Annotated in this window: 27 protein-coding genes, 2 tRNA genes and 1 other annotated feature; of the genes, 20 read left to right on the top strand and 9 right to left on the bottom strand. The window is 31.8% G+C overall.

The genetic code is table 11. From position 1 onward, the window contains the following. Positions 1-3: 3 nt before the first annotated feature. Complete coding sequence (gene clpB / locus DYE58_RS01335) at positions 4-2,583, top strand: ATP-dependent chaperone ClpB (protein WP_004822640.1); 2,580 nt, start codon at positions 4-6, stop codon at positions 2,581-2,583. Between the two features lie 18 nt (positions 2,584-2,601). Here clpB and DYE58_RS01330 read toward each other — a convergent pair whose 3' ends face one another. From DYE58_RS01330 to DYE58_RS11505, 3 genes are read right to left on the bottom strand one after another with little or no spacing between them, the layout of a single operon-like run. Further along, on the bottom strand, positions 2,602-3,027 hold the full coding sequence (locus DYE58_RS01330) for a hypothetical protein (RefSeq protein WP_147285869.1): 426 nt from the start codon (positions 3,025-3,027) through the stop codon (positions 2,602-2,604). 38 nt (positions 3,028-3,065) lie between these two features. Continuing rightward, positions 3,066-3,341, bottom strand: coding sequence for a hypothetical protein (locus DYE58_RS01325; RefSeq protein WP_004822646.1), 276 nt, complete (start codon positions 3,339-3,341; stop codon positions 3,066-3,068). A 51-nt stretch (positions 3,342-3,392) separates the two neighbouring features. After that, a complete protein-coding gene (locus DYE58_RS11505) occupies positions 3,393-3,524 on the bottom strand; it encodes a hypothetical protein (protein WP_257009249.1) in 132 nt (43 codons plus the stop codon). Between the two features lie 408 nt (positions 3,525-3,932). Between DYE58_RS11505 and DYE58_RS01320 the strand changes: the two genes are divergently transcribed. The 6 genes from DYE58_RS01320 to fni all read left to right on the top strand — a co-directional run bounded on the left by DYE58_RS01320 (position 3,933) and on the right by fni (position 9,827). Next, positions 3,933-5,075 carry an acyl-CoA dehydrogenase gene (locus tag DYE58_RS01320; RefSeq protein WP_004822648.1) on the top strand — a complete coding sequence of 381 codons (1,143 nt, stop codon included), beginning with the start codon at positions 3,933-3,935 and terminating at the stop codon, positions 5,073-5,075. 15 nt (positions 5,076-5,090) lie between these two features. Then, positions 5,091-5,885: an electron transfer flavoprotein subunit beta/FixA family protein gene (locus DYE58_RS01315; protein WP_004822651.1), complete on the top strand. Its 795-nt coding sequence runs from the start codon at positions 5,091-5,093 to the stop codon at positions 5,883-5,885. A gap of 13 nt (positions 5,886-5,898) precedes the next feature. Beyond that, positions 5,899-6,906: an electron transfer flavoprotein subunit alpha/FixB family protein gene (locus DYE58_RS01310; RefSeq protein WP_004822653.1), complete on the top strand. Its 1,008-nt coding sequence runs from the start codon at positions 5,899-5,901 to the stop codon at positions 6,904-6,906. 131 nt (positions 6,907-7,037) lie between these two features. Continuing rightward, the gene (gene murB, locus DYE58_RS01305; RefSeq protein ID WP_004822655.1) at positions 7,038-7,925 is read left to right on the top strand and encodes a UDP-N-acetylmuramate dehydrogenase; all 888 of its coding nucleotides are present in this window, start codon (positions 7,038-7,040) and stop codon (positions 7,923-7,925) included. Further along, positions 7,925-8,767 (top strand): RNase adapter RapZ, encoded by an 843-nt coding sequence (rapZ, locus tag DYE58_RS01300; protein ID WP_004822657.1) that lies wholly within the window; start codon positions 7,925-7,927, stop codon positions 8,765-8,767. Before murB ends, rapZ begins: the two co-directional genes overlap by 1 nt. 43 nt (positions 8,768-8,810) lie before the next feature. Continuing rightward, complete coding sequence (gene fni, locus DYE58_RS01295; protein WP_040552989.1) at positions 8,811-9,827, top strand: type 2 isopentenyl-diphosphate Delta-isomerase; 1,017 nt, start codon at positions 8,811-8,813, stop codon at positions 9,825-9,827. 18 nt (positions 9,828-9,845) lie between these two features. Here the strand turns inward: fni and DYE58_RS01290 are convergent, their stop codons facing one another. Then, the gene (locus tag DYE58_RS01290) at positions 9,846-10,703 is read right to left on the bottom strand and encodes a DUF2207 family protein (RefSeq protein WP_004822660.1); all 858 of its coding nucleotides are present in this window, start codon (positions 10,701-10,703) and stop codon (positions 9,846-9,848) included. Positions 10,704-10,829: 126 nt separating this feature from the next. Between DYE58_RS01290 and trxB the strand changes: the two genes are divergently transcribed. Further along, a complete protein-coding gene (trxB, locus tag DYE58_RS01285) occupies positions 10,830-11,771 on the top strand; it encodes a thioredoxin-disulfide reductase (RefSeq protein ID WP_004822661.1) in 942 nt (313 codons plus the stop codon). A gap of 40 nt (positions 11,772-11,811) precedes the next feature. On the opposite strand, the gene DYE58_RS01280 is transcribed toward trxB, so the two are convergent. Next, positions 11,812-12,927, bottom strand: coding sequence for a YibE/F family protein (locus tag DYE58_RS01280; RefSeq protein WP_004822662.1), 1,116 nt, complete (start codon positions 12,925-12,927; stop codon positions 11,812-11,814). Between the two features lie 149 nt (positions 12,928-13,076). Continuing rightward, positions 13,077-13,243: a binding site (T-box leader), on the top strand. Between the two features lie 42 nt (positions 13,244-13,285). On the opposite strand from DYE58_RS01280, the gene serS reads away from it, so the two are divergent. Beyond that, positions 13,286-14,572, top strand: a complete 1,287-nt coding sequence (serS, locus tag DYE58_RS01275; RefSeq protein WP_004822665.1) for a serine--tRNA ligase — start codon at positions 13,286-13,288, stop codon at positions 14,570-14,572. 206 nt (positions 14,573-14,778) lie between these two features. On the opposite strand, the gene DYE58_RS01270 is transcribed toward serS, so the two are convergent. After that, positions 14,779-15,390 carry a glutathione S-transferase family protein gene (locus DYE58_RS01270; RefSeq protein ID WP_115311938.1) on the bottom strand — a complete coding sequence of 204 codons (612 nt, stop codon included), beginning with the start codon at positions 15,388-15,390 and terminating at the stop codon, positions 14,779-14,781. A gap of 179 nt (positions 15,391-15,569) precedes the next feature. Between DYE58_RS01270 and DYE58_RS01265 the strand changes: the two genes are divergently transcribed. From DYE58_RS01265 to hydA, 5 genes are all read left to right on the top strand, one after another. After that, on the top strand, positions 15,570-15,860 hold the full coding sequence (locus DYE58_RS01265; RefSeq protein WP_115311937.1) for a YfjL-like protein: 291 nt from the start codon (positions 15,570-15,572) through the stop codon (positions 15,858-15,860). 83 nt (positions 15,861-15,943) lie between these two features. After that, positions 15,944-16,297, top strand: a complete 354-nt coding sequence (locus tag DYE58_RS01260) for an arsenate reductase family protein (RefSeq protein WP_004822670.1) — start codon at positions 15,944-15,946, stop codon at positions 16,295-16,297. A gap of 57 nt (positions 16,298-16,354) precedes the next feature. Next, positions 16,355-16,870, top strand: a complete 516-nt coding sequence (locus DYE58_RS01255) for a hypothetical protein (RefSeq protein WP_004822671.1) — start codon at positions 16,355-16,357, stop codon at positions 16,868-16,870. 28 nt (positions 16,871-16,898) lie between these two features. Beyond that, positions 16,899-17,093 (top strand): hypothetical protein, encoded by a 195-nt coding sequence (locus DYE58_RS11015; protein WP_156792643.1) that lies wholly within the window; start codon positions 16,899-16,901, stop codon positions 17,091-17,093. 35 nt (positions 17,094-17,128) lie between these two features. After that, entirely contained in the window at positions 17,129-18,505 is a 1,377-nt protein-coding gene (gene hydA, locus DYE58_RS01245) for a dihydropyrimidinase (protein WP_115311936.1), read from the top strand. A gap of 66 nt (positions 18,506-18,571) precedes the next feature. Here hydA and DYE58_RS01240 read toward each other — a convergent pair whose 3' ends face one another. From DYE58_RS01240 to DYE58_RS01230, 3 genes are all read right to left on the bottom strand, one after another. After that, positions 18,572-19,081, bottom strand: coding sequence for an adenine phosphoribosyltransferase (locus DYE58_RS01240; RefSeq protein ID WP_040552958.1), 510 nt, complete (start codon positions 19,079-19,081; stop codon positions 18,572-18,574). 39 nt (positions 19,082-19,120) lie between these two features. Beyond that, entirely contained in the window at positions 19,121-20,080 is a 960-nt protein-coding gene (bioB, locus tag DYE58_RS01235; protein ID WP_004822679.1) for a biotin synthase BioB, read from the bottom strand. A 96-nt stretch (positions 20,081-20,176) separates the two neighbouring features. Next, the gene (locus DYE58_RS01230) at positions 20,177-20,584 is read right to left on the bottom strand and encodes a zinc ribbon domain-containing protein (protein ID WP_004822681.1); all 408 of its coding nucleotides are present in this window, start codon (positions 20,582-20,584) and stop codon (positions 20,177-20,179) included. 152 nt (positions 20,585-20,736) lie between these two features. Here DYE58_RS01230 and DYE58_RS01225 point away from each other — a divergent pair. The 6 genes from DYE58_RS01225 (at position 20,737) to DYE58_RS01200 (ending at position 26,446) form a co-directional block, all read left to right on the top strand. After that, positions 20,737-20,820 (top strand) — tRNA-Leu (locus DYE58_RS01225). A gap of 117 nt (positions 20,821-20,937) precedes the next feature. Then, positions 20,938-21,021: transfer RNA gene (locus tag DYE58_RS01220), tRNA-Leu, on the top strand. Positions 21,022-21,675: 654 nt separating this feature from the next. Continuing rightward, on the top strand, positions 21,676-23,103 hold the full coding sequence (locus DYE58_RS01215) for a sigma-54 interaction domain-containing protein (protein ID WP_004823423.1): 1,428 nt from the start codon (positions 21,676-21,678) through the stop codon (positions 23,101-23,103). 264 nt (positions 23,104-23,367) lie between these two features. Then, the gene (locus DYE58_RS01210; protein ID WP_004822683.1) at positions 23,368-24,828 is read left to right on the top strand and encodes a 4-hydroxyphenylacetate 3-hydroxylase family protein; all 1,461 of its coding nucleotides are present in this window, start codon (positions 23,368-23,370) and stop codon (positions 24,826-24,828) included. An 11-nt stretch (positions 24,829-24,839) separates the two neighbouring features. Further along, a complete protein-coding gene (locus DYE58_RS01205) occupies positions 24,840-25,133 on the top strand; it encodes a NifU family protein (protein ID WP_004822684.1) in 294 nt (97 codons plus the stop codon). 11 nt (positions 25,134-25,144) lie between these two features. Further along, positions 25,145-26,446 carry an acetyl-CoA hydrolase/transferase family protein gene (locus tag DYE58_RS01200; RefSeq protein ID WP_040552961.1) on the top strand — a complete coding sequence of 434 codons (1,302 nt, stop codon included), beginning with the start codon at positions 25,145-25,147 and terminating at the stop codon, positions 26,444-26,446. Positions 26,447-26,451: the final 5 nt, after the last annotated feature.

Genomic DNA, 26,451 nt, shown 5'->3' with positions numbered 1-26,451 from the left:
ATTATGAATTTTGAAAAATATACTAAAAAGTCACTTGAAGCTATACAAAATGCGCAAAATCTTGCAAGAGAGTACGGAAATCCTCAAGTGGATGAAATTCATTTGAATTACAGTTTGGTAAATGATGAAGATGGTTTAATACCGAGGATACTGAAGTATATGGGAGTAGATACTAGTGCTTTTAAGAATGAGCTGATTAATAAAATTTCAAAACTTCCTAAGCAATCAGGAACTGTATATTCATCTAAAGATATAAGCAAGGCTCTTGTTGATTCTGAAGAGATTGCCAATAATTTTCAAGATGATTATGTTTCAGTAGAGCACATTTATTTGGCGCTACTTGGTCTTAAAAATACTAATTCAAGTGAAAGTTTAAAAAAATTTAATATAACTAAGGAGTCTTTTTTAGCGGCGCTACAAAAGATAAGGGGCAATCAACACGTAAGAACTGACAATCCTGAAGACACTTACGACGCTCTTGAAAAATACGGAAGAGATTTGACAGCTGAGGCAAGACAAGGAAAGATGGACCCTGTAATCGGACGTGATGAAGAAGTTAGAAATGTTATAAGAATTCTTTCAAGACGTACAAAGAACAATCCTGTTTTAATTGGTGAACCGGGGGTTGGTAAAACTGCAATTGTTGAAGGTTTGGCTCAAAGAATTGTAAAAAAAGATGTGCCTGAAGGATTGAAAGATAAGACTATAATATCTCTTGATATGGGGGCTTTAGTTGCAGGGGCAAAGTATAGAGGAGAGTTTGAAGAGAGATTAAAGGCTGTACTTTCTGAAGTTGAGAAATCTGATGGAAAGATACTCCTATTTATAGACGAAATTCACAATATAGTCGGAGCAGGTAAGACAGAAGGAGCGATGGACGCTTCAAATCTTTTAAAACCGATGCTTGCAAGGGGAGAACTTCACGCAATAGGGGCTACAACTCTTGATGAATACAGAAAGTATATTGAAAAAGACCCTGCACTTGAAAGAAGATTTCAAAAAGTTATGGTTCAAGAGCCAACTGTTGAGGATACAATTTCAATTCTAAGGGGTTTGAAAGAAAAATATGAAATCTACCACGGAATTAGAATTGCAGATTCAGCTGTAATTGCTGCTGCGACACTTTCTGATAGATATATAACAGATAGATTTTTACCGGATAAGGCTATTGATTTAATGGACGAAGCTTGTGCAATGCTTAGAACTGAAATCGACTCAATGCCAACTGAAATTGATGATGTAAGACGTAGAATTCTACAACTTGAAATAGAAAGAGAAGCGCTTAAAAAAGAGACAGACAACTACTCTAAAAAACGTCTTGAAGAGCTTGAAAAAGAACTTTCAGAGGAAAAGTCAGAGTTTGATAATTTAAAGGCAACTTGGGAAAGTGAAAAGCAATCTTTAGACAAAGTAAAAGATTTAAAGAGCAAGATAGATGAAGTTAAGTATGAAATTGAAAAAGCTGAGAGAGAGTACAATCTTGAAAAACTATCAGTTTTAAAATACGGAGAACTTCCTAAGTTGGAAGAAGAGTTAAGAGAGAAAGAAGCTCAAAATCAAGTTGAGTCTTCTATGGTCAAAGAAGTTGTAACTGACCAAGAGATTGCTCATGTTGTCTCAAGATGGACTAAAATTCCTGTTGAAAAACTTGCTGAAACTGAAAGGGATAAGTTGTTATCGATGTCAGATATACTACATCAAAGAGTTGTTGGACAAGACGAGGCAATTGAAGCTGTTTCAGATGCTGTGTTGAGACAACGTGCGGGGCTTAAGTCAGAAAACAGACCAATAGGTTCGTTTATATTCTTAGGGCCAACTGGAGTTGGTAAGACAGAAACTGCAAAGGCACTAACTGAAATTTTATTTGATGATGAAAAGAATATGATAAGAATTGATATGAGTGAGTACATGGAAAAACACTCTGTATCAAGACTTGTAGGTTCTCCTCCGGGATATGTAGGCTATGATGAAGGGGGACAACTCACTGAAGCAGTTAGAAGGATGCCGTATTGTGTTGTCTTATTTGATGAAATTGAAAAGGCACATCCGGATGTATTCAACATCTTATTACAAGTTTTAGATGATGGACGTCTTACTGATAACCAAGGCAGGACAGTTGATTTTAAAAATACTGTTATAATCATGACTTCAAATATAGGCTCATCATATCTGTTAGACGGAATAAATTCTGACGGAGAAATTTCACAAGAGGCAAGAGATGCAGTTGACTCTCAAATGAGAATGAGCTTTAGACCTGAGTTTTTAAACAGAGTTGATGAAATTGTATTGTTTAAACCTTTGGTTAAGGAACAAATTTATGAAATCATCAAGAAAACTGTAGAGCATATTGAAAGCAAGCTTGCCGATAGAAATATTGAAATAGAAGTTACAGATGAAGCAATGAGATTTATTTTAGATGCGTCATATTCTCCACAATACGGAGCAAGACCTGTAAAGAGATATATTCAATCTACTCTTGAAACAGAACTTTCAAAGCTTATTATAAAAGGCGAAGTTTATGAAAATTCTAAAGTTAAAGTAGATATAGAAGATGAGAAATTAAAACTAAAAGTTGAAAATTAAAAAATTAGCAATCGGAACTCAAACCGATTGCTTTTTTAGTTGCTGTATATTTTTCATAAGTGTAGCGTAGTCAAACCAATTTATCTTTCCATCTTTAAATTGAAACTTTAATGGGAAAGATATAGTTTTATCATTAGAATTTAATACTAATTCTACAGTAAGGCCATCATCAGACTTTTCAAAGCTACCTATTTTATAAGATATATTCATATCTTTTAAATAGAAACATGGTATTACACGGGAATTTACGAATTTGTCCAGAGCTTTATCGGTCAAAAATTCTTTGAAAGGCTCTAAGACTTTATGACTATCTTTGGAACTGATGATTTCTTCAATTTTTTGCCATTCCGTCTCACTATAATTAGCTTGATTAAAATATGTAGTTAAAAAATCATCAACCAAATTTTCATTATTTTTGCCAGAGCAAGAAATTAGAACTAGCATTGTGAAAATTAGTATAAGAATATTTTTTATTTTCATAATCAATAATAAAGATGACAATTTGGAACAGTCGCTCCATTAGTAAATCTTATAGATTCCGGTGGTGCCTCCATAATAGTCCCTATGTCACTTAACGAACTCACATCCCATCTTGAACGCATACAATATTTACCAACATATCCTGTAAGTAAAGGATCAAATTCAGTTACTAATACTTCATTACAATATTTGCATTGCCAAGCAGCTCCATTGAAGATAGTACGTCTATTTCCATAACGGTCTACTTCAATCAATTTACCCCAACCATTACTAATCATGGTATGAGAACCTCTACCAGGACATGCATCTACAACGAAGGGAACGATTTCCTAACCGGGATTAAAACTTACAAAGCTAATGTTATTAAGATTATATTCTTCTGTAGATACATTTGAATTTGCAAAAACTACGTTGAAAAACATAAGTAATAGAATAATATTGAGAAATAAGAATCTTTTCATGTGTACCTCCCAATTTTTATATAACTTATAGAGTAAACTTCTTACAAATTAAGTATAATGTAGAGAATAATTTTTGTAAAGTAAAATTAAAAAGCAGTAACCACAAACGGTATTTGTAAATTATATTTTATTTATTGAGATGATATAAGAGGTATGTTATTATTCTTGTAAAGGGAAAAATTTATACATTTATTTTGTAGAAGAGAACTGTGATTTATTGATTAGTTTTAAGTGTCAGAGAACACGATACATATTTCAAACTCTAATTAAGAGTTAAGATAGCAATCAAATTTTCGGATTGTATTCTAAAAATCATTGTTGTATTTTTAACAAAGAATGTTATAATTGTACTCAAGTGTGTTATTTTATTAACACGTATTAACCACGTTATATTAAGGGGGATATTAAATGGATTTTACAATGGACAAAGAGCACTTACTTCTTAGAGAAATGTACCGCTCTTTTACTGAAAATGAAATCGAACCATTTGCACAAGAGGTAGATGAAACTGAAGAATTTCCAAAGGAAAATCTAAAGAAACTTGCTAGATATGGTTTCTTCGGAATTCCATTTCCAAAGGAATACGGTGGACAAGGGGGAGACTACTTAGCTTATGCTATGGCTGTTGAAGAACTTTCTAAAAAATGTGCAACAACAGGCGTTGTAGTTTCAGCTCACACATCACTTTGCTGTGCTCCTATTTTTGAAAACGGTACAGAAGAACAAAAGAGAAGATTCTTACCGGATTTATTAAGTGGGAAGAAAATTGGAGCTTTTGGTTTAACTGAACCGGGAGCTGGTACTGATGCATCAGGACAACAAACAACAGCTGTTCTTGATGGAGATGAGTATGTACTTAATGGAACAAAAATATTCATAACAAATGCAGGATTTGCCGATACTTTTATAGTAATTGCAATGACTGATAAATCTAAAGGAAATCGTGGGATTTCGGCTTTCATAGTAGAAAGAGGAACTCCTGGATTTAGAGTTGGGGAACCTGAAATCAAAATGGGTATCAGAGGATCTTCAACTTGTGAGTTGATTTTTGAAAACTGTAGAATTCCTAAAGAAAACCTACTTGGAAAAGAGGGCAAAGGATTTAAAGTTGCTATGAAAACTCTTGACGGAGGTAGAATCGGTATCGCTTCTCAAGCACTGGGAATCGCTGAAGGAGCTATTGACGCAACTGTTGATTATGTTAAGGAAAGAAAGCAATTTGGTAAGAGACTTTCTCAATTCCAAAACACTCAATTCCAATTAGCTGATATGAAAACTAAAGCAGATGCAGCACAACTTTTAGTTTACAGAGCTGCCTGCGCTAAACAAAATAAAGAAGCATATTCTCACTTAGCTGCAATGTGTAAGCTTTTCGCATCTGAAGCAGCATCTGATGTAACAAGACGTTGTTTACAATTATTCGGTGGATATGGTTATACAAGAGACTATCCAATTGAAAGAATGATGAGAGATGCTAAGATTACAGAAATCTATGAAGGAACTTCTGAAGTTATGAGAATGGTAGTTTCTTCATGGATGGGTGTAAACTAAGGAGGTTATTTAAAGATGAAAATAGTTGTTTGTGTTAAACAAGTACCAGACACTAACGAAGTAAGACTTGATCCTGTAACTAATACTCTTATTAGAGATGGTGTACCAAGTATTATAAATCCTGATGATAAAGCGGGACTTGAAGTAGCTTTAAAAATTAAAGATAATGACCCTGAAAATGTACATGTAACTGTACTTTCAATGGGGCCTCCTCAAGCTGAAGTTGCTCTTCGTGAAGCACTTGCAATGGGAGCTGATGAAGCAATCTTAGTATCTGACAGAGCTTTTGGTGGAGCTGATACTTGGGCTACATCTTGTACTATAGCTGGAGCTCTTGAAAATCTTGAGTATGATTTAATCATAACAGGACGTCAAGCAATTGACGGGGATACTGCACAAGTTGGTCCTCAAATTGCTGAACATATTGGAATTCCTCAAGTTTCTTATGCTGAAAACGTAGAAGTAAACGGAGACACAGTTACTGTACAAAGACAATTTGAAGATAGATATCACATCATTGATGTTAAAATGCCATGTTTGATTACAGCTTTAGCTGAAGCGGCAAGCGCAAGATATATGACTGTTGGTGGAATATATGAAGCTTACCAAAAAGAAGTTAAAGTTTGGGGATTAGAAGATATTAAAGAAAACTTAGATTTAGCTAATATCGGTCTAAAGGGTTCACCTACAAAGGTTAAGAAGTCATTCCCTAAACAAGGTAAGGGCGAAGGCGTACTTTTAAAAGATTTATCAGCTGATGAAGCAGCTCAAGCAATTGTAGCTAAACTTCAAGAAAAGTACATTATCTAAAGGAGCTTGTGAAATGTCAAAAGATGTATACGTATTTATAGAACAAAGAGATAACAAAATTCAAAAAGTTGGTATAGAACTTCTTGGAAAAGCTCGTGAACTGGCTGATGCACTTGGACAAGAAGTAGTAGGTATTCTTCTTGGAGAAAGTGTAAAGTCTGAAACACCAGTGCTTTTTAAACATGGAGCAGACAAAGTTATAGTAGTAGAAGATGAAATGCTAAAGGAATATGTAACAGAACCTTATGCAAAGGCAATCTTTGAAGTAATCAAAGAAAATGAACCTGAAATTGTTCTTTATGGAGCAACTTCAATTGGTCGTGACCTTGCACCAAGACTTGCTGCAAGAATTCACACTGGACTTACTGCTGACTGTACTAAACTTGATATAGATGAAGAGTCTAAGAACTTACTTATGACTCGTCCGGCTTTTGGTGGAAACATCATGGCTACAATCATTTGTGAAGATTTCAGACCACAAATGGCGACTGTAAGACCTGGAGTTATGCAATCAGTTACTGTAGATAACCCTAAATCAGAAGTTATCGAAAAGAAAGTAGAATTTACTGCTGCTGATATGAACGTAACTATCAGAGAAATCAAGAAGAGTGAATCTAAGAAGAAAGATATCACTGAAGCTAATATCTTAGTTTCCGGTGGTCGTGGACTTGGTGGTCCGGAGGGATTTGATGAACTTGATAAACTTGCAAGAGAACTTGATGCTGAAATTTCATCTTCAAGAGCTGCAGTAGATGCTGGATGGATTGCAAAAGACCGTCAAGTAGGACAAACAGGTAAGACTGTAAGACCGGAACTTTACTTTGCAATGGGTATTTCTGGAGCTATCCAACATTTAGCCGGTATGGAAGATTCTGATCTTATCATCGCAGTTAACAAGACTGAAGATGCACCAATCTTTGATGTAGCTGACCTTGGAGTTGTTGGAGATATCAACGCTATAGTTCCTAAACTTGTTGACATCATCAAGAAGGAGAAAGCACTTAAAGAAGAAATTAAATAATTAAATTAATTTTAAGGCCTGAGTGGAAAGTTCAGGTCTTTTTTTTATTCTAGAAATAAATTTGAGATTTATTTCTATTTTTTATATCTAATAGTTTTGAATTTTATAGTATAATTATAATGAGGTGTAAAATGAATTCATTTAAAAATTTTGGTTCTTTTTATAGAGAAGAAAATTTAGATAAATATACAACTTTTAAGATTGGAGGTCCGGCGGAGTTTTTGTTAATTCCAAATGACGAAGAGTCTTTAATTGAAGCCATTAAAACTGCTAGAGAAAAGAGTATTAAAGTAACTTTACTTGGCAACGGTTCAAATGTTTTGATTGATGACTCGGGAGTTGACGGTCTTGTAATAGTTTTAAGAGATACTTTAAACAAGATTACTTTAAAAGGCACGACTGTCATTGCAGGGGCTGGAGCAACTTTAAGAGACACTGCAATTTTTGCGGGGGAAAATTCTCTTGGTGGTATGGAATTTGCCCATGGGATACCCGGTTCTGTAGGTGGCGGAGCTATAATGAATGCCGGTGCTTATGACGGAGAGCTAAAGGATGTTGTGAGCAAGGTTAAATTGATTGACAACAATTTAAATGTTATTGAGCTAAACAATTCTGAAATGGAATTTGCTTACAGAGACAGTATTGCTCAAAGAAATAATTATATTATTCTTTCGGTTGAATTTGAATTATTTGAAAAAAATAAAGAAGAAATTTTTGAGAAGATGGACGAGTTAATGCAGAGAAGAATTGACAAACAGCCTTTAGAAATGCCAAGTTCCGGGTCCACGTTTAGAAGACCTACTGGATACTTTGCAGGAAAGTTGATACAAGATTCAGGGCTACAAGGTCTTAGAGTTGGTGGTGCAATGATAAGCACTAAACACAGTGGTTTTGTAGTTAATTTTGACAATGCTAAAAGTCAAGATGTTAAAGATTTGATAGATACAGTGCAAAAAATTGTAATGGAAAAGTTTGGTGTTGAGTTAAAGAGAGAAGTAAAATACATTGGGGGAAGATAATGGAAATATTTGTCATAACCGGAATGAGCGGCTCAGGTAAGTCCGGAGCCTTAAATGTATTTGAAGATTTGGGTTACTTTGCCATGGATAATTTACCGCCGGCTTTGGTGCCTAAGTTTGCAGAAATGGCTTGTAAATCTGACACCATGAGTAAGGTTTGTGTTGTGGTGGATGTTAGAAGTGGAGAGTTTTTTGAAGATTTTTCAAAGTCTTTATTGGAACTTAAGGCTCAAAACATAAATTATAAATTACTATTTTTAGATGCAAGGGAAGAAGTGCTTGTAAATAGATACAAGGAAAAGCGTAGACCTCATCCACTAGACAAGTCTATTTTAAATGGTATTAGAAAAGAAGCTAAGATGCTTGAGAATATAAGAGGAGAAGCTGAATATATAATTGATACTTCTGATTTATCCATGAAGCAGTTTAGAGAGAAGATGTTAGAAATTGTAGATTTAAAAATTGATGAAGTTTTAAAAATTTCGGTTACTTCTTTTGGTTTTAAAAATGGGATTTTATTAGATGGTGATTTAATATTTGATGTGAGATTTTTGCCAAATCCTTACTATATACCTGAATTAAAAAAATTGTCAGGAGAAAATGATAAGACAAAAGAATTTGTATTGTCACATTCGGTTACCAGTGGATTTTTAACTAAGTGCATTGATATGCTAAAGTTTTTAATTCCAAATTATATAGCTGAGGGCAAGAGCGTGTTGAGTATAGGAATTGGTTGTACTGGTGGTTTTCATAGGTCTGTTGTTATAACTAATGAGATAGGTTTGAAGTTAAAAGAGCTTGGATATTCTGTTGAAGTAAATCATAGAGATTTGGTTGAATAAGATTTACTCGAATGTTATATTATCCTTGATGGGAGATGTTGAGATGAGAAAGTATAGAAAGAGGGAACATGTAGAAAATTATCTGAGAAGTACCTATAAGGGAAACCCACTTTTTGAAGATGTTTTCGTTTATCATAATGCACTACCGTGTTGTGATTATAATAAAATTGACACGACTATGGAATTTTTAGGCAAGAAAATTTCTTTTCCAATTATGATTAATGCAATGACTGGCGGAACTGAATTTTCGGGAGATATAAATAAAAATTTAGCTAAGCTTGCAAAGGAACTTAAAATTCCTATGGCAGTAGGTTCTGAAACTATAGCGCTTGAAGATGAAGATGCTTCTAATAGTTTTAAATGTGTTAGAGAAATAATGGGCGATGAGGGTGTTGTAGTTGCAAATATAAGTGGTTATGCAAGTGCAGAAGACGCCAAATTTGCTGTTGATTTGATAAAGGCAGATGGACTTCAAATTCATTTAAATCCAGCACAAGAACTTGCTATGGACGAAGGTGAAAGAGATTTTACAGATGTTCTAAAAAATATAGAGGATATCGTAAAAGCTGTTGAGGTTCCTGTAATTGTCAAGGAAGTTGGCTTTGGAATTTCTAGAGAAGTTGCTGATAGATTGTATTCTGTAGGAGTTAGAAATATCGATATAGCTGGATTTGGAGGCTCTAATTTCTTTGAAGTTGAAAATCTTAGAACTCCTGATACAGATGTTTCAGAATTATATGGTTGGGGGATACCAACTGCAATGGCGCTTATAGAAAATGTAAAGGACAAACCTGATGACTTGTTTATAGTTGCCTCAGGTGGAGTTAAAAATTCTCTTGATGTATTAAAGAGTTTGGTTTTGGGAGCTGACTTGGTTGGAATAAGTGGCGAGATATTATCATACTTGGTGCATGGCGGATATGAATACACTTTGAGATATTTAACTGAGTTGATGGAAAAAACTAGAATAAGTATGGCGCTTACTGGTTCATGTGATTTAAAGGATTTAAAGAAAGTAAATTATAAGTTGACTGGAAGATTAAAAGACTTAATTGGATAATAAAAAGAGAGTAGGTTTTTATCTACTCTTTTTGTCTGCGAAAATAAAGTTGTTAGTTTCAAACAGTGTGGTATATTTTGAAGAGTCAATGTTATTTAATTTTAGTATAGACTCTATGTGTTCGGATTTAGCATCTAATGCGATTAGATTAATAATGTCTTTTGTAGTAAGAGAAGATGTATTAATCTTTTTATTTTCAAAGTTTTCTACAAATTTAAGATATTCAACGTGAAGTTTTTCTCCTTGTGGAGTTTTTTCAAATATTTTTTTAGTTTGGTTAAAAGATAGTATCAGTGAAAGTGGAATTACAATTAAAGCTAAAAATCCCTTATAGTATGTTAAAATCAAAGCGACTATCAAATACATCAAAGCTATTAAAATAATTAGCGCTGGAATTTTTATATTATTTTTCTTTTTCAAATTTTTAGTATATAGCGATTGTTCGACTAAATCAAAATATTTTTGCATAGATTTATTAAAGTCGTCGGGCGCAGATTTTCTCTCTCGTAAAATATCTTTTGATGTTATATTTTTGGGATTAATAGTTTTAAAGAATTGTATAAGATATTTTTCGGGCTTCTCTAAGTTTTCATCAGTTAAAAAATCTATGGAAAAATCTTTTGTGCCAATGTTTAGATTTATGTTTTTATTTTCGTTTAAGCAAAGTAGTGTTGCAGTTAAAGATTTTATAAATTTCATATTTCCAAACACCAGTGAGCTTATTTGAGCTGGGGTTAAATTTATCTTAGGCATTTCTACTTCTTTTCTTATATTGTTTTTAAAAGATTTCTTTAGCAATATTGAAATACTGATAATCAACATAATTGATATAATATTAGCATTAATTGGATTTAAATGTTCTATTAAATTATTCACTTAATTCACCTCAACTTAAGTATAACAAAAACTGAGCGGGGGTGTGAATTATTAAGTTAATTTATGGGTATTTAAAGTAAGAAGAATATTAATAAAAATTGAGTTTATAATAGAAAGAGGGATAAAATGTACGATTTAATCATATTGGGAGCAGGTCCTGCGGGATTGACAGCAGGTATTTATGCTTCAAGAGCCAGTTTAAATGTACTCATAATTGAAAAGGGTATTGAAGGTGGCCAAATAGCTAATACTGTTGATGTTGAAAACTATCCTGGGATTAAAAATATTTCAGGTATGGAACTTGGAATGACTATGAGAGCCCAAGCGGAAGAATTCGGGTGTGAGTTTGCAATGGATGAAGTTGTATCAGTTGAACTTGAAGGAGAAACTAAAAAAGTAGTTGGTAAGTTTGGAGAATATGAAGGCAAGACTTTACTAATTGCAGCAGGAGCATCTCCAAGACCTATGGGTGCTAAAGGGGAAGAAGAATTTAGCGGTAGAGGTGTATCTTATTGTGCAACTTGTGATGCGGCATTTTATCAAGACCTTGAAGTGTATGTAGTGGGCGGAGGAAACTCTGCTGTAGAGGAAGCTCTTTTTATAACAAGATTTGCTAAGAAAGTGCATATAATTCACAGGAGAGACAAATTAAGAGCTACTGAAGCTGTGCAAGAAAAAGCTTTTGCAAATGAAAAGATAGACTTTATATGGGACAGTACTATTGAAGAAGTAAAAGGCGACAAAATAGTAAATGAGATAGTGATTAAGAATTTAAAGACAGGTAAAGTTACAAATATAAAACCTAATGAGCCATTTGGACTATTTGTGTTTATAGGATATGTTCCTCAAACAGAAATATTCAAAGATAAGCTTGAACTTGAAAATGGATATATAAAGACTGATGAAGAAATGAGAACTAATATAGAGGGTGTGTTTGCGGCTGGAGATATAAGAGTTAAAAATATCAGACAAGTTGTTACAGCGGCTGCAGATGGGGCTATAGCGGCTCTTAGTGCAGATAGATATATTGATGAAAAAGAGGGAACTCTTTACGAAGGACTTAAATAATAAAATTAGCAACCGATATATGGTTGCTTTTTAAATGTATTTATTTTTTATTTTGTTGCATAAAATAGCTTGCTAAGATAGCGGTTATTGGAATTGTAAATAACAATCCAATGCTACCGGAGATCGAGCGAACTATTTCTGTTGCAATCACATCTAAATTTATGATTTTATAATTACTTTGATTAAATATCATCATCAACAGTATTAGGGGAAGAGCACTTCCAAGGTAGGCTAAAATTAAAGTGTTGCTCATAGTTGACATAATATCTTTTCCAACATTCATTCCTGAATTCAAAAGCTCTTTAAACGATAGGTCTTTATTATTTATTGATAATTCATATATCGCTGAAGAGATGCTCATTCCAACGTCCATCACAGCTCCAAGAGACCCCCAAATTATTCCGGCAAAGAGCAATTCTTTTGGCTCTAAGGTTAGATTGTTTGGAAGATATAATAACATTTGTGTTTCGTCCATTGAAAGACCGGTGAGATGTAATTTATTTCCAACAAAATAAGCTATGAGTGCTGCTAAGATAGTTCCGAGGCAAGTGCCAAGTATTGCACATAAACTTTTTTTGCTAAAGCCGGCAACTATCAATATTGTGAAAATTGAAATTAAAATTGAACTCAAAACAGCCATTGTAACCGGGCTATGTCCATTTATAATCATAGGAATTGCTCCGAAGAGTATAATTCCAAGAGTAAAAAGCAAGGATATTATTGAAAGGACACCTTTTTTTCTACCTATCAATAAAAGAAAAAGTATAAAAAATGCAGCCAAAATATATAGATAATCTGTACGCAAGTGGTCTGATATGCTATATATTGTTTCACCGTAGGCATCTTTATTTTCAAGAATCAAAACTTTATCGCCTATTTTTAAATCCAAGTTACTATTCAATTGAGTGGAAATAGAATTTTTCACTTCAATTGTCTTATCCTTGTTTTCTCCAGTCAGAAATTTAACTTCAACTGTTTGTTCTTTATTTCCAAAGCTGTCAACTTTACTGAATTCAGAAGTTTTAGTTACAATTGCTTTTTCATAATGCATATATTCGCCCTGACTATTTTCCAAACCAATTGTAGAAGCTGCAAGAGATTTGATGGGAAATATAACCACAAAAAGAAATATAAGTATTAATAATTTATTTTTCATAAAATCCTCCAGAAGTATTTTAACACTTGTAAAAATTTAATAAAACCTTTTAGCATAATTATAATTTTAAGAGATTTAATTACTATTAGAAAAAATAATTCTTAGTATTTGAAAAGAATTTTATAAAATGATATAATTAATTTAATTTTTATAGGACAGTGATGAGGAATAGTAAGTTGTGCCGAGTTTTTAGAGAGTTTACGTTTGGTGTGAGTAAATAACGAGGGCAACTGAATCCGCCTTTGAGTCTATTGTTTTAAAGAGAGTCTATTTGTAGACTAATTAGGGTGGCAACGCGGGTCTTCTCGTCCCTTTGGGATTGAGAAGGCTCTTTTTATTTTTTAAGAAAGGTGAGAAAATGTTAGATATTAAATTTTTAAGAGAAAATCCTGAATTGGTAAAAGAAAACATAAAAAAGAAATTTCAAGATGAAAAGTTAGGACTTGTAGATGAAGTAATAGAGATTGATGAAAAACTTCGCCAAGAAAAAATTAAGGGTGATGATTTAAGAGCTCAAAGAAATAAGATTTCAAAGGAAATTGGAGCATTGATGGCTCAAAAGAAAATTGAAGAAGCAGAGGCTACAAAAGCTAAAGTTAAAGAAATAAATGATGCACTTGTTCAAATTGAAGAAGATACTAAAAAATATGAAGTAGAACTTAAAGAGAGAATGCTTGTAATTCCTCAAATCATTGATGAAAGTGTTCCTGTTGGAAAAGACGATTCAGAAAATGTTGAAGTTGAAAGATTTGGAGAACCGGTAGTTCCTAAGTATGAAGTTCCATATCATGTTGAAATAATGGAAAGCTTTGACGGAATAGATTTGGATGCTGCAAGAGATACTTCAGGTGCAGGGTTCTATTATCTAAGAGGAGATATAGCAAGACTTCATTCTTCAATTCTTTCTTATGCAAGAGATTTTATGATTGATAGGGGATATACATATTATATTCCACCTTTTATGATTAGGTCAGAAGTTGTAACAGGGGTTATGAGTTTTGCTGAAATGGAAAATATGATGTATAAGATTGAAGGCGAAGATTTATATTTGATAGGAACTTCAGAACACTCTATGATTGGTAAATTTATAAACACAATCACAGATGAAGAAAAAATGCCTTTGAGAATGACATCTTATTCACCTTGCTTTAGAAAAGAAGTTGGAGCACATGGAATTGAAGAGCGTGGCGTATATAGAATTCACCAATTTGAAAAGCAAGAAATGGTAATAATCTGTAAACCTGAAGATTCTATGAATTTCTATAATGAGCTTTGGAAAAACACAGTAGATTTCTTTAGAAGTCTTGAAATTCCAGTTAGAACTTTGGAATGTTGTAGTGGAGATTTAGCAGATTTGAAGGTTAAATCTGTTGATGTTGAAGCTTGGTCTCCAAGACAAAAGAAATATTTTGAAGTAGGTTCTTGTTCAAATTTGGGAGATGCTCAAGCAAGACGTCTTGGAATTAAATTGAGAGGAGAAGATGGAACTTATCTTGCTCATACACTTAACAACACTGTAGTCGCACCTCCAAGAATGTTAATAGCTTTCTTAGAAAATATGCTACAAGAAGATGGTTCAGTTAAAATTCCAGCACCACTTAGAATGTATATGGGTGGAAAAGACAAAATAGTTCCTGTAAAATAAGAAATTAAATAAGCTCAGCTGAGCTTATTTTTGGCTTTATAATATCTGTTGGGGAATAAATCCCTAACAGATATTATAGAGCTAAATAAAAAATATATTAGTTAGGCTATAAAGGCTAAACAAAATAAAAATTTTAAATTAAAATAGGAAATCTAAAGTTGTTAATAGATTTCCTATTTGTTTATAAATTTTATAGAGTTGTAAAATTATTTATTAGATAATTCTAAAAATTTTTTAACTGCTTCATCTTGTTGCATAGCTTCCATAAATCTTGCAACATTAGGATATTCACTCCATGGCTTAGGGGTTTTAACAGACCAACGAGCCATTACAAATGCGTATGCATCGAGTACAGTAAGTTTATTTTGATAGATATGGTTGGTATCTCCGATCAAATTGTCAAGGTGTGTCATAACACGGTCTATTCTTGCAAATGAAGCTTCACGAGCTGCTTCAATACTTTTTTCGTCAGTGAGTGTAGTATATCTTTGAGGGCTAAACAACGGCCAATAAGCAGGGTGAAAATCTCCTGTTAAGAAAGAAATGGTTTCATTAAATTTAAAATGATTTACAATTCCTTCATTGCTACCTAAATTACTTTCAGGATATCTTTCAGCGATATATTGGAGAATAGCTCCAGCTTGAGTCATCATACGAGATTCACCTATATCAACAGCAGGCACAGTTGCCAATGGATTTATCTTTTTATATTCTTCGGATGCATAATCTACTTTTTCAACTTCATAATCAGCGCCGGCCCATTCAAGTGCTATCCAACAAGCTAAAGAGCAAGTTCCGGGTGCATAATATAATTTCATAAATAAACCTCCCTAAATATTTCTTTTTAATTTCTACTCATAAATAAAATTAGCTAAGCAAGTTGAATTATAATAGCAAGTGATAAGGCTGTAAAATAAAGCTATATTATGATAATATTTAGTTAATACATAAAAGTAAAATGAGTTTAAAATATAGTTAAAATTTTAAGGGGACTTTATTGAGAAAAAATAGTGATGGATATATTTTGCTACTACTATCAGCATTAATAATATTTTATTTAAAATTGGGTAATCCAATTAACTTTTATAGAAGTAAAAATGTTGTAAATAATTATATTTCTAACAAATACAGCTCTGATATGTATATAGCAAAGACTTATTATAATGGATCTGGAAAATATACTATGGCAGTGCAATCAAAAAATAGAGAAGATTTTTATTTTTTAGTAGATACAAGAGATGGAAAAATAACAGCTGATAATTATGATGAAAAAATTTCGGGTAAATAATTAATCTATCAGAAAATAAAATCGTAATGAGAATAAAATTATTTTGTATATTTATTGGAAAGATAATATAGGGGGAATAAATTATGGAAAAAATTTTAATGGTATGTTATCCAAAATGTAGCACATGTAAGAAAGCTGAAAAATTTTTAAAAGAAAAAGATATAGAATACTCTTATAGAGATATAAAGGAAGAAAATCCAACATTAGAAGAGTTAAAGAAATGGCACAAAATGAGTGGACTTCCGCTTAAAAAATTTTTTAATACATCAGGACAGCTATATCGCTCAATGGAATTAAAAGACAAATTAAAAGATATGACAGATGAAGAACAATACAAATTGCTATCATCTGACGGTATGTTAGTAAAAAGACCTATTTTAATAAAAGGTTCAAAAGTATTAGTTGGATTTAAAGTAGATGAGTGGGAAGAAATATAATTAAATTTTAAGGGGTGTTTAGAAATGAGCGCCCTTAAATTTAATTAAGAGATAGTTATGATAGAGTGGAATTCTTGTAAATTTAGGACAATTGTAGTACTTATTATAGGTGTTGTATTTGTAAAGTTTAATCAGCTATTAGACATGGAAAATAGAAAAATTGTTGAAGAATATCTTAATGAAAAGTATGCAGATAAGACATTGTATATAAAAGATGGGATGTATTTTATAGAATCCAAAGAAAATAAGGACAATAATTTTATAGTGATTTTAAACGATAAAAAAGTTAAGGATGATACATATAAAAAGGATGTAGAAAGTGGCAAGTCTACTATCTATAGACTAGAGAATGAAGTATCTAAAATATTGGGAAAAGATTTCGAATTTGATATTAACCATACTATAATAGGTGAGAATTTTGGAGACGTTGGATTTAGAACTCAGGGCAAGAATTTTATCGCATTGAACGGAGAAACTTTAGAAATTGTAGCGAATAAAGACTATGACATCCGAGATTTATTTGAAAAATATGGAATATTAACGTATAACAAAAAAAGTTGGTGTCTTAAATAGCAAAGAATTAGCTGATACAATATTGGAATTGAAGAAAAAATTTGCTGAAAAAAATTTGAAATTTAGCAGTGTGAGTGTCACTTTAAACAACAATAAAAATTATGAAAAAATATCAAAAGAGGAAATAGTTAGTTGTAGAGTTGAAAATATTTCCTATTATGATATAGATGAAAACTTAGTTGATAAGCTTGAAAAACTTATGGTTGTAAGTTATTATGAATAAATTTATTTGAAGATTAAAATAGAAAGGAAAGATATATGAAAAAGCTTTTAAAAAATGGAACTATTGTTACTGGGGATAAAGTAGTACAAGCTGATTTACTTATTGAAGATGAAAAAATAGTTGGAATTGGAAACTATGATGAGGCGGATGAAATATATGACGTCAAGGGAATGTATGTAATGCCAGGGGGGATAGACCCTCATACGCACATGGAACTTCAACAATCGCCACTATATAGGTCTGCTGATGATTTTTACACAGGAACTGTTGCGGCGGCTGTTGGTGGAACTACTACAATATTAGACCACATAGCTTTTGGACCTGAAGGAGCAAATTTACACTATTCAATTGACATATATAGACAACTTGCCAAAAAGTCAGTTGTAGATTATGGTTTTCACGGAGTTATTCAATACGTTGACGATGATATTTTAAAAGAATTGGACGAGATTGTAAGAAATGAAGGGATAACTTCTTTTAAAGCCTATTCTACTTATGGATATGCAATGACGGATATAGATTTTTACAGAATTTTAAAACAGATGAAGAGTTCCGGAGGTCTGTTGACGATACATTGTGAGAATGATTTAATAACAAAACATTTGATTGAAAAAGCAATGGAAGCTGGTCATACAGATGTAAAATATTTTCCGGCGACAAGACCAAATGAAGCAGAGGCAGAATCTGTTGACACTCTTCTAAATTTATCTAAACTTGTGGATGTGCCTGTATATATTGTGCATACTTCAGCTGGAGAATCTGTGGAGAGAATAAAATTATCAAAAGAGATGGGGCAGGAAGTTTATTCTGAAACTTGTACTCAATATTTAATGTTAACTGATGATGTATATTCTAAAGATGGAGCAAAAGAAGGGGTTAAGTACTTAATGCAACCTCCTCTTAGAAAAAAGAAAGACCAAGATGTATTGTGGAAGGCATTAAAAGATGGGGATGTAGCTACGGTTGGAACTGACCATTGTCCATTTATCTATGCTACTGAAAAATCAAAGGGAATTGAAAACTTTACCAATTCACCTGGAGGAGCACCAGGAGTTGAAGAGAGAATAAAGATATTATTTTCAGAAGGTGTGCAAAAAGACAAAATAGACTTAAATACTTTTGTAAATGTTGTAAGTACAAACTCAGCAAAAATATTTGGTATGTATCCAGAAAAGGGAAGCTTAGAAATTGGAACAGATGCCGATATAATGGTAATAGATCCAAGTAAAAATGAAAAGATAAGCGTTGACACGCAACATTCAGTGTGTGATTATAACACTTATGAAGGTTTGGAAGTGAATTGCGGAATTCATTTAGTATTCTCAAGAGGAACTCTTGTTGCACAAGACGGAGAATTTAAAGGAACTCGAGAATATGGAAAGTTTATCCATAGAAAAAATAGAAACTTTTAATTAAAAAAGTTCTAAATGTTCGTTTGTTTTATTTACAACGGACATTTAGAACTTTATATTTTTTATTTAATATTTTATTACACTTCTTACATCATAACCTTTTAAAACGTCTCTTCCAGGAAGATCCTCTAATTCAATTAAAAAGTCTAGTCCAATTACCACTCCACCAAGGCTTTCAATAAGTTCAATAGCAGCTTTTGATGTTCCACCAGTTGCTAAAAGGTCATCAACTATAAGTACTTTTGTCCCTTCTTTGATTGCATCTTGGTGCATTTCAATCTTATCAGTTCCATATTCAAGTGAATATTCTTTTGAAACAGTTTCAGAAGGAAGCTTTCCAGGTTTTCTAACAGGAACAAATCCACAACCTTTTTTATATGCTATAGGTGCTCCAACTATAAATCCTCTTGCTTCTATACCAACTACAACATCAATTTCATCATTTCTCAAATCGCTTATTTGGTCAATTGCCTCTTTAAATCCATCAGATTCTTTAAGCAATGTTGTGATATCTCTAAAAATTATGCCTTCACTTGGATAATCTTTAAGTGCTCTTATTTTGTCTCTAAGGTCCATAATCTCCTCCATTCAAAAGAATTATAGCACATGATAGTTTCATACTACAACTTTATATCCAAGTTCATTTATCATTTCTATATCTGTCTTTGGATCCATTCCTTGAGTTGTCAATAGTGTGCCTGAAATACTTGCGTTCGCTCCACTCATAAAGCTTTCTTTTCCAGTATCACTAAGCAGTGCTCTTCCGCCTGCAAGTCTTATATATACATCTTTTAAAATAAATCTATAAATGGCAATAGTTCTATTGATTTCTTCTTGAGTTAAACGCTCATTGTCGCCCATAGGAGTACCCTTTATTGGATTTAAAATATTAACAGGAACAGAATCAACCTTTAACTCTTTTAAATCAAATGCCATGTTTATACGGTCCTCTCTTGACTCTCCAAGACCTATAATACCTCCGCTACAAACTTCCATTCCAACTTCTTGAGCAGCTTTTATAGCATCTATCTTTTCATCAAAACTGTGTGTTGAACAAACAGTTGCAAAAAATTCCCTTGATGATTCTAAATTGTTATGTACTCTTCTAACGCCTACATCATAAAGTTTTTGATAATTCTCTTTAGACAAAAGACCAAAAGAAGCACAAACTTCAACACCTACATCTGACTTAACTTTTTTAATTGTCTCACACACTCTGTCAACTTCTTCATCTGACAATCTCTTACCACTTGTAACCAAAGAATATCTTTCTATTCCAACATCTTTTTGTTTTTGAGCATCAGCAACTACTACATCTTCCTTTAAAAGACCATATTCATTTGAATTGTGTCCATAATGACCTGACTGAGCACAGAATTTACAATCTTCTGAACACTTTCCGCTCTTTGCATTTATAATAGTGCAAAAATTAAAATTTGTACCACAATAGTGTTCACGAATTTCATTTGCACATTTTTTTAAATCTTCATAATCCGCTTTGTATAGAGACATTGCCTCTTCTTTAGTTAAATCATAACCAGCTATGACTTTATCCTTCAATTCAAAAATATCCATAAAACACCTCTATAAAAGAATACAGTTTTATGGATATAATGTCAATTATTTATATGCTTAAGTTTACTATTGTTTTTATTGTATGAATATTGTTAACTATGTTCTAGCGTTAAATTTTGTTTTACACTTTTTACAAGTAACTAAAATTTTTCCTTTCTTCTTTGGAACTCTCAATTCTTGTTTACAATTAGGACATTCTATGTACTTAAAATCTCTATCAGACAAATTATTTTTTGCTCTATTAAATGGTTTTCTAATGGAAGATATAATAGACAAAAACTTTCTATTTTCTTCATATCTCGCGTTGATATTTCTTGAAAGTCCTCTATAGTAAACTATTACTACCAATGTCAATGAAATTATATCTGCTCCTTGAAATTTATATGCAAATCTATAAATTATTCTCTCTATTATAAAAACAATTAATAGAAATTTACTTAAAGCATCTGTGCCATAAATAGCAGCATATCTTCCTCTCATAAATTCAATAAATTTTTGTTTCAATTTTTCACCTCTTTTGAGATATTATAACATTAACAATAACTAATTAAAAATATTTACTCTAAAAGCTTAAATTTGAAAATATTTGTTTAAAAACACTTGACCTAAATATAAATTTTAGGTATAATTGTTTTCGTTATTAAGATGTAACTTATGCGGGAATGGCGGAATTGGCAGACGCGCTAGACTTAGGATCTAGTTCCAATGGAGTGGGGGTTCAAGTCCTCTTTCCCGCACCATTTTAACTCACTATTTAGTGAGTTTTTTTACTCGAATTTGAAAATATTTGTTTAAAAACACTTGACCTAAGTATAAATTTTAGGTATAATTATTTTTGTTGTTAAGACATAACTCATGCGGGAATGGCGGAATTGGCAGACGCGCTAGACTTAGGATCTAGTTCCAATGGAGTGGGGGTTCAAGTCCTCTTTCCCGCACCATTTTAACTCACTATTTAGTGAGTTATTTTTTTGTTCAAATTTAGATAATATAGATTGATAGTAATTACCCTCTTTGCTTGAAAACAGTTAAAGAGGGTAATTAAGTATGATTACAAAAAAAGTATATAAATTATTGTGACAATTAAAAACTAAATTTAATATATTTTGTTCAAGTATAGATAGGTGCTATTGCTTTAATTAGTTGTTTCATATTAACAAGGGCAAAATCAAAGTTAATATTGAGATAGAAATATTTTAAATTAAATGATATAAATAATATAGATGCATTAAACAATGAATAACTGTTTTATAAAGAATAAAAAGTTATTTAAAAATTAAATTTAGAATATTTGGTTAGATCAACATATTCTAATCTTTTCAAGCAATTATTTTAAAGGCTTAAATTGTTATAAAAATGAGACATATATGTTGAAATTTACATTCTTTATAATTATTAGTATTGGCAAATATGGCTTAATAAAAATTTTAATGAGTTCTAAAAATAGTGTACATGTAAGAAAAAGATTTATCTAAAATGTGTTTAGATGAAATAATTAGAATTTAATGAAGCTTAATTATAGATCTGAAATTTAAAGTTTAGATAAATGAGGACTGTGATTATAAATTTATAACTAATTGTAAAGGAGAATCTAATTGAGAAAAAAATTTATAGAATCATCAGACAATATTACAGGTAAGATCTTTGAAGAAATTTTTGATAAAAATAAAGATCTCAATAATTTAATGCTGCTAGGAGAGATATTGGATAAACTTAGTGATGGAGTTTATATAACAGATGGGGAAGGACTTACAATTTTCGTAAACAAGGCATATGAAAGAATAAGTGGAACAAGTAGGAGTTTATTTATAGGCAAGAAAATGGAACAAGTGATAAAAGAAGGGCTTATAAATACATCTGGGACTTTAAAAGTTATTGAGAATTTAGAAGAAGTAACTATTAATCAGATTCTAAATAATAAAAATCAAGTCGTAATTACAAGTACGCCAATTTTTTCTAAAAATTCTGAAATATCTATAGTTGTGACTACAGTAAGAGATGTTACTGAAATAAATGAATTAAAAGATAAGTTGGATGAAAGTGAACAAAATATATTAATGCTTAAATATTTAATAGATCAGGAAAGTAAGGTTATATATAATTCACATATAATGAAAATGATTCTAAATAAAGCTAAAAAAGTAGCGAATTATGATGTATCTGTATTAATTACAGGTGAAACTGGAGTTGGAAAAGATGTTATAGCAAAATATATATATGAAATTGGGAGCAGAAAAGATGGGCCTTTTGTTGAAATAAATTGTTCTGCAATTCCAGCAAATTTAATAGAATCAGAGTTATTTGGATATGAGTCAGGAGCTTTTACAGGGGCATTGAAAAAAGGTAAAAAAGGAATATTTGAAATTGCGAATAATGGCACAGTGTTTCTAGATGAAATAGGTGAATTACCATTAGAACTTCAAGCAAAATTACTAAAAGTAATACAAAATAAAAAAATAAGAAAAATAGGAGCAGATAAGGATATTCCAATAGATGTGAGAATAATAAGTGCGACAAACAGAGATTTAGAAAAGATGGTAAGTGAGAAGTCTTTTAGACAAGATTTGTATTATAGGATAAACGTAATTCCGATACATATACCACCTTTAAGAGAGAGAAGAGAAGATATAATTCCTTTAGCGCTACATTTTTTAAGAGAAAATAATAAAATAAATAAAACTAAAAAGTATTTTTCAGATAAAGTACTTAGAATATTTTATAAAAATAATTGGTATGGAAACGTTAGAGAGTTAAAGAATATAGTAGAGAGGGTTGTAATTTTAAGTAGAGATAACTGTATAGAAGAATGGGATTTACCGGAAGATATGGTAAATTGTAATAAAAATGTACAAAAGAAAAATATTTTTGAAAGTGGAAGTAACCTTGATGAAATGTTAGATCAATATGAGAAAAAGATAATCAAAGAAGTTATAGATTACACTAATTCACAAAAAGAAGCATCAAAGATTTTAGGTATAACTGAATCAAAACTTTGTAGAAGAATTAAAAAATTGAGAATATAAAAAATATAAATTGCAAATTTGGAATTAATATCAAATTTGCAATTTATATTTTTCAACAAAGATAGTAGTTAATTACAGTAGTGTTAAATAAAAGTACATTTATAGTTTCATAATTGAAATAATTTAAAAATAATTAAATTATAACCACTTCAAAAAAGACCTAATTATAGAGTTTTCTTAAAATATAAAGTTGGCATGAATTTTGCTGTATATATTAGTGTAAGATATAGTAAGCAATAAGATAATAATGAGAGGAGAATTATTATGTTAATGACAGGGAAAGAGTATATCGAAAGTTTAAGAAAGTTGGATATTAAGGTGTATATGTTTGGAGAAAGGGTGGAAAACCCGGTAGATAATCCTATTATAAGGCCGTCTATAAATTCTGTTGCAATGACTTATGATTTGGCACATGATCCTGAGTACGAGGATTTAATGACTGCAACCAGCCATCTAACAGGAGAAAAAATAAATAGATTTTGTCATATACATCAAAGTAGAGAAGATTTAGTCAAGAAGATTAAAATGCAAAGACTTCTTGGGCAAAAAACAGCAAGTTGTTTCCAAAGATGTGTAGGAATGGATGCTTTTAATTCAATTTATTCAACAACATATGAAATTGATAGAGAAAACGGGACTAATTATCACGAAAGATTTAAAAAGTACTTACTTGAATGTCAAAAAAATGACTGGACGGTTGATGGAGCAATGACAGACCCTAAGGGAGATAGAGGATTAGCGCCTTCGAAACAAAAAGATCCCGATATGTATGTCCACATTAAAGAGGTTAGAGAAGATGGAATTATAGTAAGAGGAGCAAAAGCTCATCAAACCGGCTCTATAAATTCTCATGAACATTTAATCATGCCTACAATAGCAATGGGCGAAGATGACAAAGACTATGCTGTAAGTTTTGCAATTCCAACTGATGCAAAAGGCGTATTTATGATTTATGGTCGTCAATCATGTGACACAAGAAAATTAGAAGAAGCAGCTGATATTGATCTTGGAAATAATACTTACGGGGGACAAGAAGCTCTAGTAATATTTGATGATGTCTTTGTTCCAAATGAAAGAGTGTTTATGTGTGGAGAATGGAAATATGCAGGAATGTTAGTTGAGAGATTTGCAGGATATCATAGACAATCTTATGCATGTAAAACAGGCGTTGGAGATGTACTTATTGGAGCAGCAGCATTAGCAGCAGACTACAATGGCGTTCCTAAGGCCAGCCACATTAAAGACAAAATTATAGAAATGCAACATTTGAACGAAACTATGTGGGCTTGTTCACTGGCTTGCTCAGCGGAAGGAAGTAAAACTGATTCAGGGGCATATTTAATTGATTTATTACTTGCAAACGTATGTAAGCAAAATGTAACAAGATTCCCTTATGAAATAGCAAGACTAGCTGAAGATATAGCGGGAGGATTGATGGTAACAATGCCTTCTGAAAAAGATTTAAAGGGTGAGTTTACAGGACCTTGGGTTGAAAAATTTTTAAATGGTAAGGTTGGGACATCAACAGAAAATAGAATGAGAGTGTTAAGACTTATTGAAAATATAACTTTAGGAACAGCCGCAGTTGGATATAGAACAGAATCAATGCATGGGGCAGGTTCTCCACAAGCTCAAAGAATAATGATAGCAAGACAAGGAAATCTTGAAGCTAAAAAAGAAATGGCAAGAAGAATTGCACACGTCGATGTTTCAAAAGATAAATAATTAGGAGAAAAATGTCAGATAAAGATTTGAATATAAGAGTAGAAGACTTTATAAAGAGTAAAGTTGAACCTATAATTTCTTCTCATGGTGGGAAAATAAATATTAAATCTATAGAAGATGGAGTAGTTACAATTGCCTTAGCCGGCAATTGTAGCTATTGTCCATCAGCACAAATAACTACTGAAGAAATTGTAAAAAGTAAAGTGGTAGAAGAATTTAAAGGGGAAATTATTGACGTAAGATTGTATACAGATATAAGTGATAAAATGTGGGAATATGCAAAAACATTTCTTAGACATGAGTGAGGAGAGATATTTTGAACTGGTTAGAGGAATATAACTCAAAGTTAGTAGATGTACATACTGCGATAGAAAATATTAAATCAGGAAATAGAGTAGTTTTTGAACATGCATGTGGAGAACCTAAATATTTAATAGATAACTTGGTTGAAAATTATAAAAATCTAGAAAATGTTGAGATAGTACACATGGTACCTATGGGATCTGCAAAATATTGTGATGAAGGTATGGAAAAACACTTTAAGCATAATGGTTTTTTCCTAGGTTCAAATACTAAAAAAGCAGTTCATGAAGGTAGAGCGGATTTTACACCATCGTTCTTTTTTGAAATACCTAAATTATTTAGAACTAAAATGCCTATAGATGTAGTATTGGTGCAGGTATCTAAACCGGATGATTTTGGGTATGTGAGTTTAGGTATATCAGTTGATTATACAAAATCAGCATGTGAAAATGCAAAGATTGTTATAGCTCAAGTAAATAAATATATGCCAAGAACTATGGGAGAAAGTTTCATTCACATTTCTGATATAGATTATATAGTTGAATATGATGAACCTATATATACATTGCCTAGACCAAATATAGGAGATGTAGAAATGAAAATTGGTAAATATTGTTCAACTCTAATAGAAGATGGAGATACTCTTCAATTAGGAATAGGGGCAATACCGGATGCAGTTCTAAGCTTTTTAGATGATAAAAAAGATTTAGGGATCCATTCAGAGATGTTTGCAGATGGTGTTATAGATTTAGTAAAAAAAGGAGTCATAACAAACAAATGTAAAAATTTATACAAAGGGAAAATGGTTGCAACATTCTTAATGGGGACGAGAGAATTATATGATTTTGTAAACGACAATCCAATGGTACAGATGATGCCGGTAGATTATGTAAACAATCCTTGTATAATAATGCAAGAAGATAATTTAGTTTCTATAAATTCATGCGTACAAGTTGATTTGATGGGACAAGTAGCATCAGAATCAATTGGGAAAAATCAAATAAGCGGAGTTGGAGGTCAGGTTGATTTTATAAGAGGAGCTTCAATGGCTAAAAATGGTAGGTCTATTATAGCTATGCCTAGTACAGTAAAAGGTAAAACATCAAAAATAGTAGCGTGCTTAGATGAAGGAGCAGCAGTTACAACATCAAGAAATGATGTAGATTATATAGTTACAGAATATGGAATAGCAGAATTGAAAGGTAAGACATTGAGACAGAGATCAGAGGCTCTTATAAGAATAGCACATCCAGATTTTAGAGATGAACTTATAAAAGCTCATAATATGAAATTTAATGATGAACTAAAAATTTAGTAGGG

Origin of the sequence: Peptoniphilus indolicus (genome assembly GCF_900454665.1) — a bacterium.
Lineage (GTDB): Bacteria > Bacillota > Clostridia > Tissierellales > Peptoniphilaceae > Peptoniphilus > Peptoniphilus indolicus.
The sequence above is the reverse complement of the archived record's forward strand: the minus strand, read 5'-3'. Positions and strand labels throughout refer to the sequence as shown.

What these genes read in the sequence shown, in the direction of transcription:
- serS (WP_004822665.1), top strand. Translation starts at nt 13,286, where the DNA reads ATGTTAGATATTAAATTTTTAAGAGAAAATCCTGAATTGGTAAAAGAA.
- DYE58_RS01240 (WP_040552958.1), bottom strand. Translation starts at nt 19,081, where the DNA reads ATGGACCTTAGAGACAAAATAAGAGCACTTAAAGATTATCCAAGTGAA.
- DYE58_RS01260 (WP_004822670.1), top strand. Translation starts at nt 15,944, where the DNA reads ATGGAAAAAATTTTAATGGTATGTTATCCAAAATGTAGCACATGTAAG.
- DYE58_RS01320 (WP_004822648.1), top strand. Translation starts at nt 3,933, where the DNA reads ATGGATTTTACAATGGACAAAGAGCACTTACTTCTTAGAGAAATGTAC.
- hydA (WP_115311936.1), top strand. Translation starts at nt 17,129, where the DNA reads ATGAAAAAGCTTTTAAAAAATGGAACTATTGTTACTGGGGATAAAGTA.
- DYE58_RS01205 (WP_004822684.1), top strand. Translation starts at nt 24,840, where the DNA reads ATGTCAGATAAAGATTTGAATATAAGAGTAGAAGACTTTATAAAGAGT.
- bioB (WP_004822679.1), bottom strand. Translation starts at nt 20,080, where the DNA reads ATGGATATTTTTGAATTGAAGGATAAAGTCATAGCTGGTTATGATTTA.
- DYE58_RS01330 (WP_147285869.1), bottom strand. Translation starts at nt 3,027, where the DNA reads ATGCTAGTTCTAATTTCTTGCTCTGGCAAAAATAATGAAAATTTGGTT.
- DYE58_RS01270 (WP_115311938.1), bottom strand. Translation starts at nt 15,390, where the DNA reads ATGAAATTATATTATGCACCCGGAACTTGCTCTTTAGCTTGTTGGATA.
- DYE58_RS01325 (WP_004822646.1), bottom strand. Translation starts at nt 3,341, where the DNA reads ATGATTAGTAATGGTTGGGGTAAATTGATTGAAGTAGACCGTTATGGA.
- DYE58_RS01280 (WP_004822662.1), bottom strand. Translation starts at nt 12,927, where the DNA reads ATGAAAAATAAATTATTAATACTTATATTTCTTTTTGTGGTTATATTT.
- trxB (WP_004822661.1), top strand. Translation starts at nt 10,830, where the DNA reads ATGTACGATTTAATCATATTGGGAGCAGGTCCTGCGGGATTGACAGCA.
- DYE58_RS01255 (WP_004822671.1), top strand. Translation starts at nt 16,355, where the DNA reads ATGATAGAGTGGAATTCTTGTAAATTTAGGACAATTGTAGTACTTATT.
- clpB (WP_004822640.1), top strand. Translation starts at nt 4, where the DNA reads ATGAATTTTGAAAAATATACTAAAAAGTCACTTGAAGCTATACAAAAT.
- DYE58_RS11505 (WP_257009249.1), bottom strand. Translation starts at nt 3,524, where the DNA reads ATGAAAAGATTCTTATTTCTCAATATTATTCTATTACTTATGTTTTTC.
- fni (WP_040552989.1), top strand. Translation starts at nt 8,811, where the DNA reads ATGAGAAAGTATAGAAAGAGGGAACATGTAGAAAATTATCTGAGAAGT.
- rapZ (WP_004822657.1), top strand. Translation starts at nt 7,925, where the DNA reads ATGGAAATATTTGTCATAACCGGAATGAGCGGCTCAGGTAAGTCCGGA.
- murB (WP_004822655.1), top strand. Translation starts at nt 7,038, where the DNA reads ATGAATTCATTTAAAAATTTTGGTTCTTTTTATAGAGAAGAAAATTTA.
- DYE58_RS01210 (WP_004822683.1), top strand. Translation starts at nt 23,368, where the DNA reads ATGTTAATGACAGGGAAAGAGTATATCGAAAGTTTAAGAAAGTTGGAT.
- DYE58_RS01310 (WP_004822653.1), top strand. Translation starts at nt 5,899, where the DNA reads ATGTCAAAAGATGTATACGTATTTATAGAACAAAGAGATAACAAAATT.
- DYE58_RS01315 (WP_004822651.1), top strand. Translation starts at nt 5,091, where the DNA reads ATGAAAATAGTTGTTTGTGTTAAACAAGTACCAGACACTAACGAAGTA.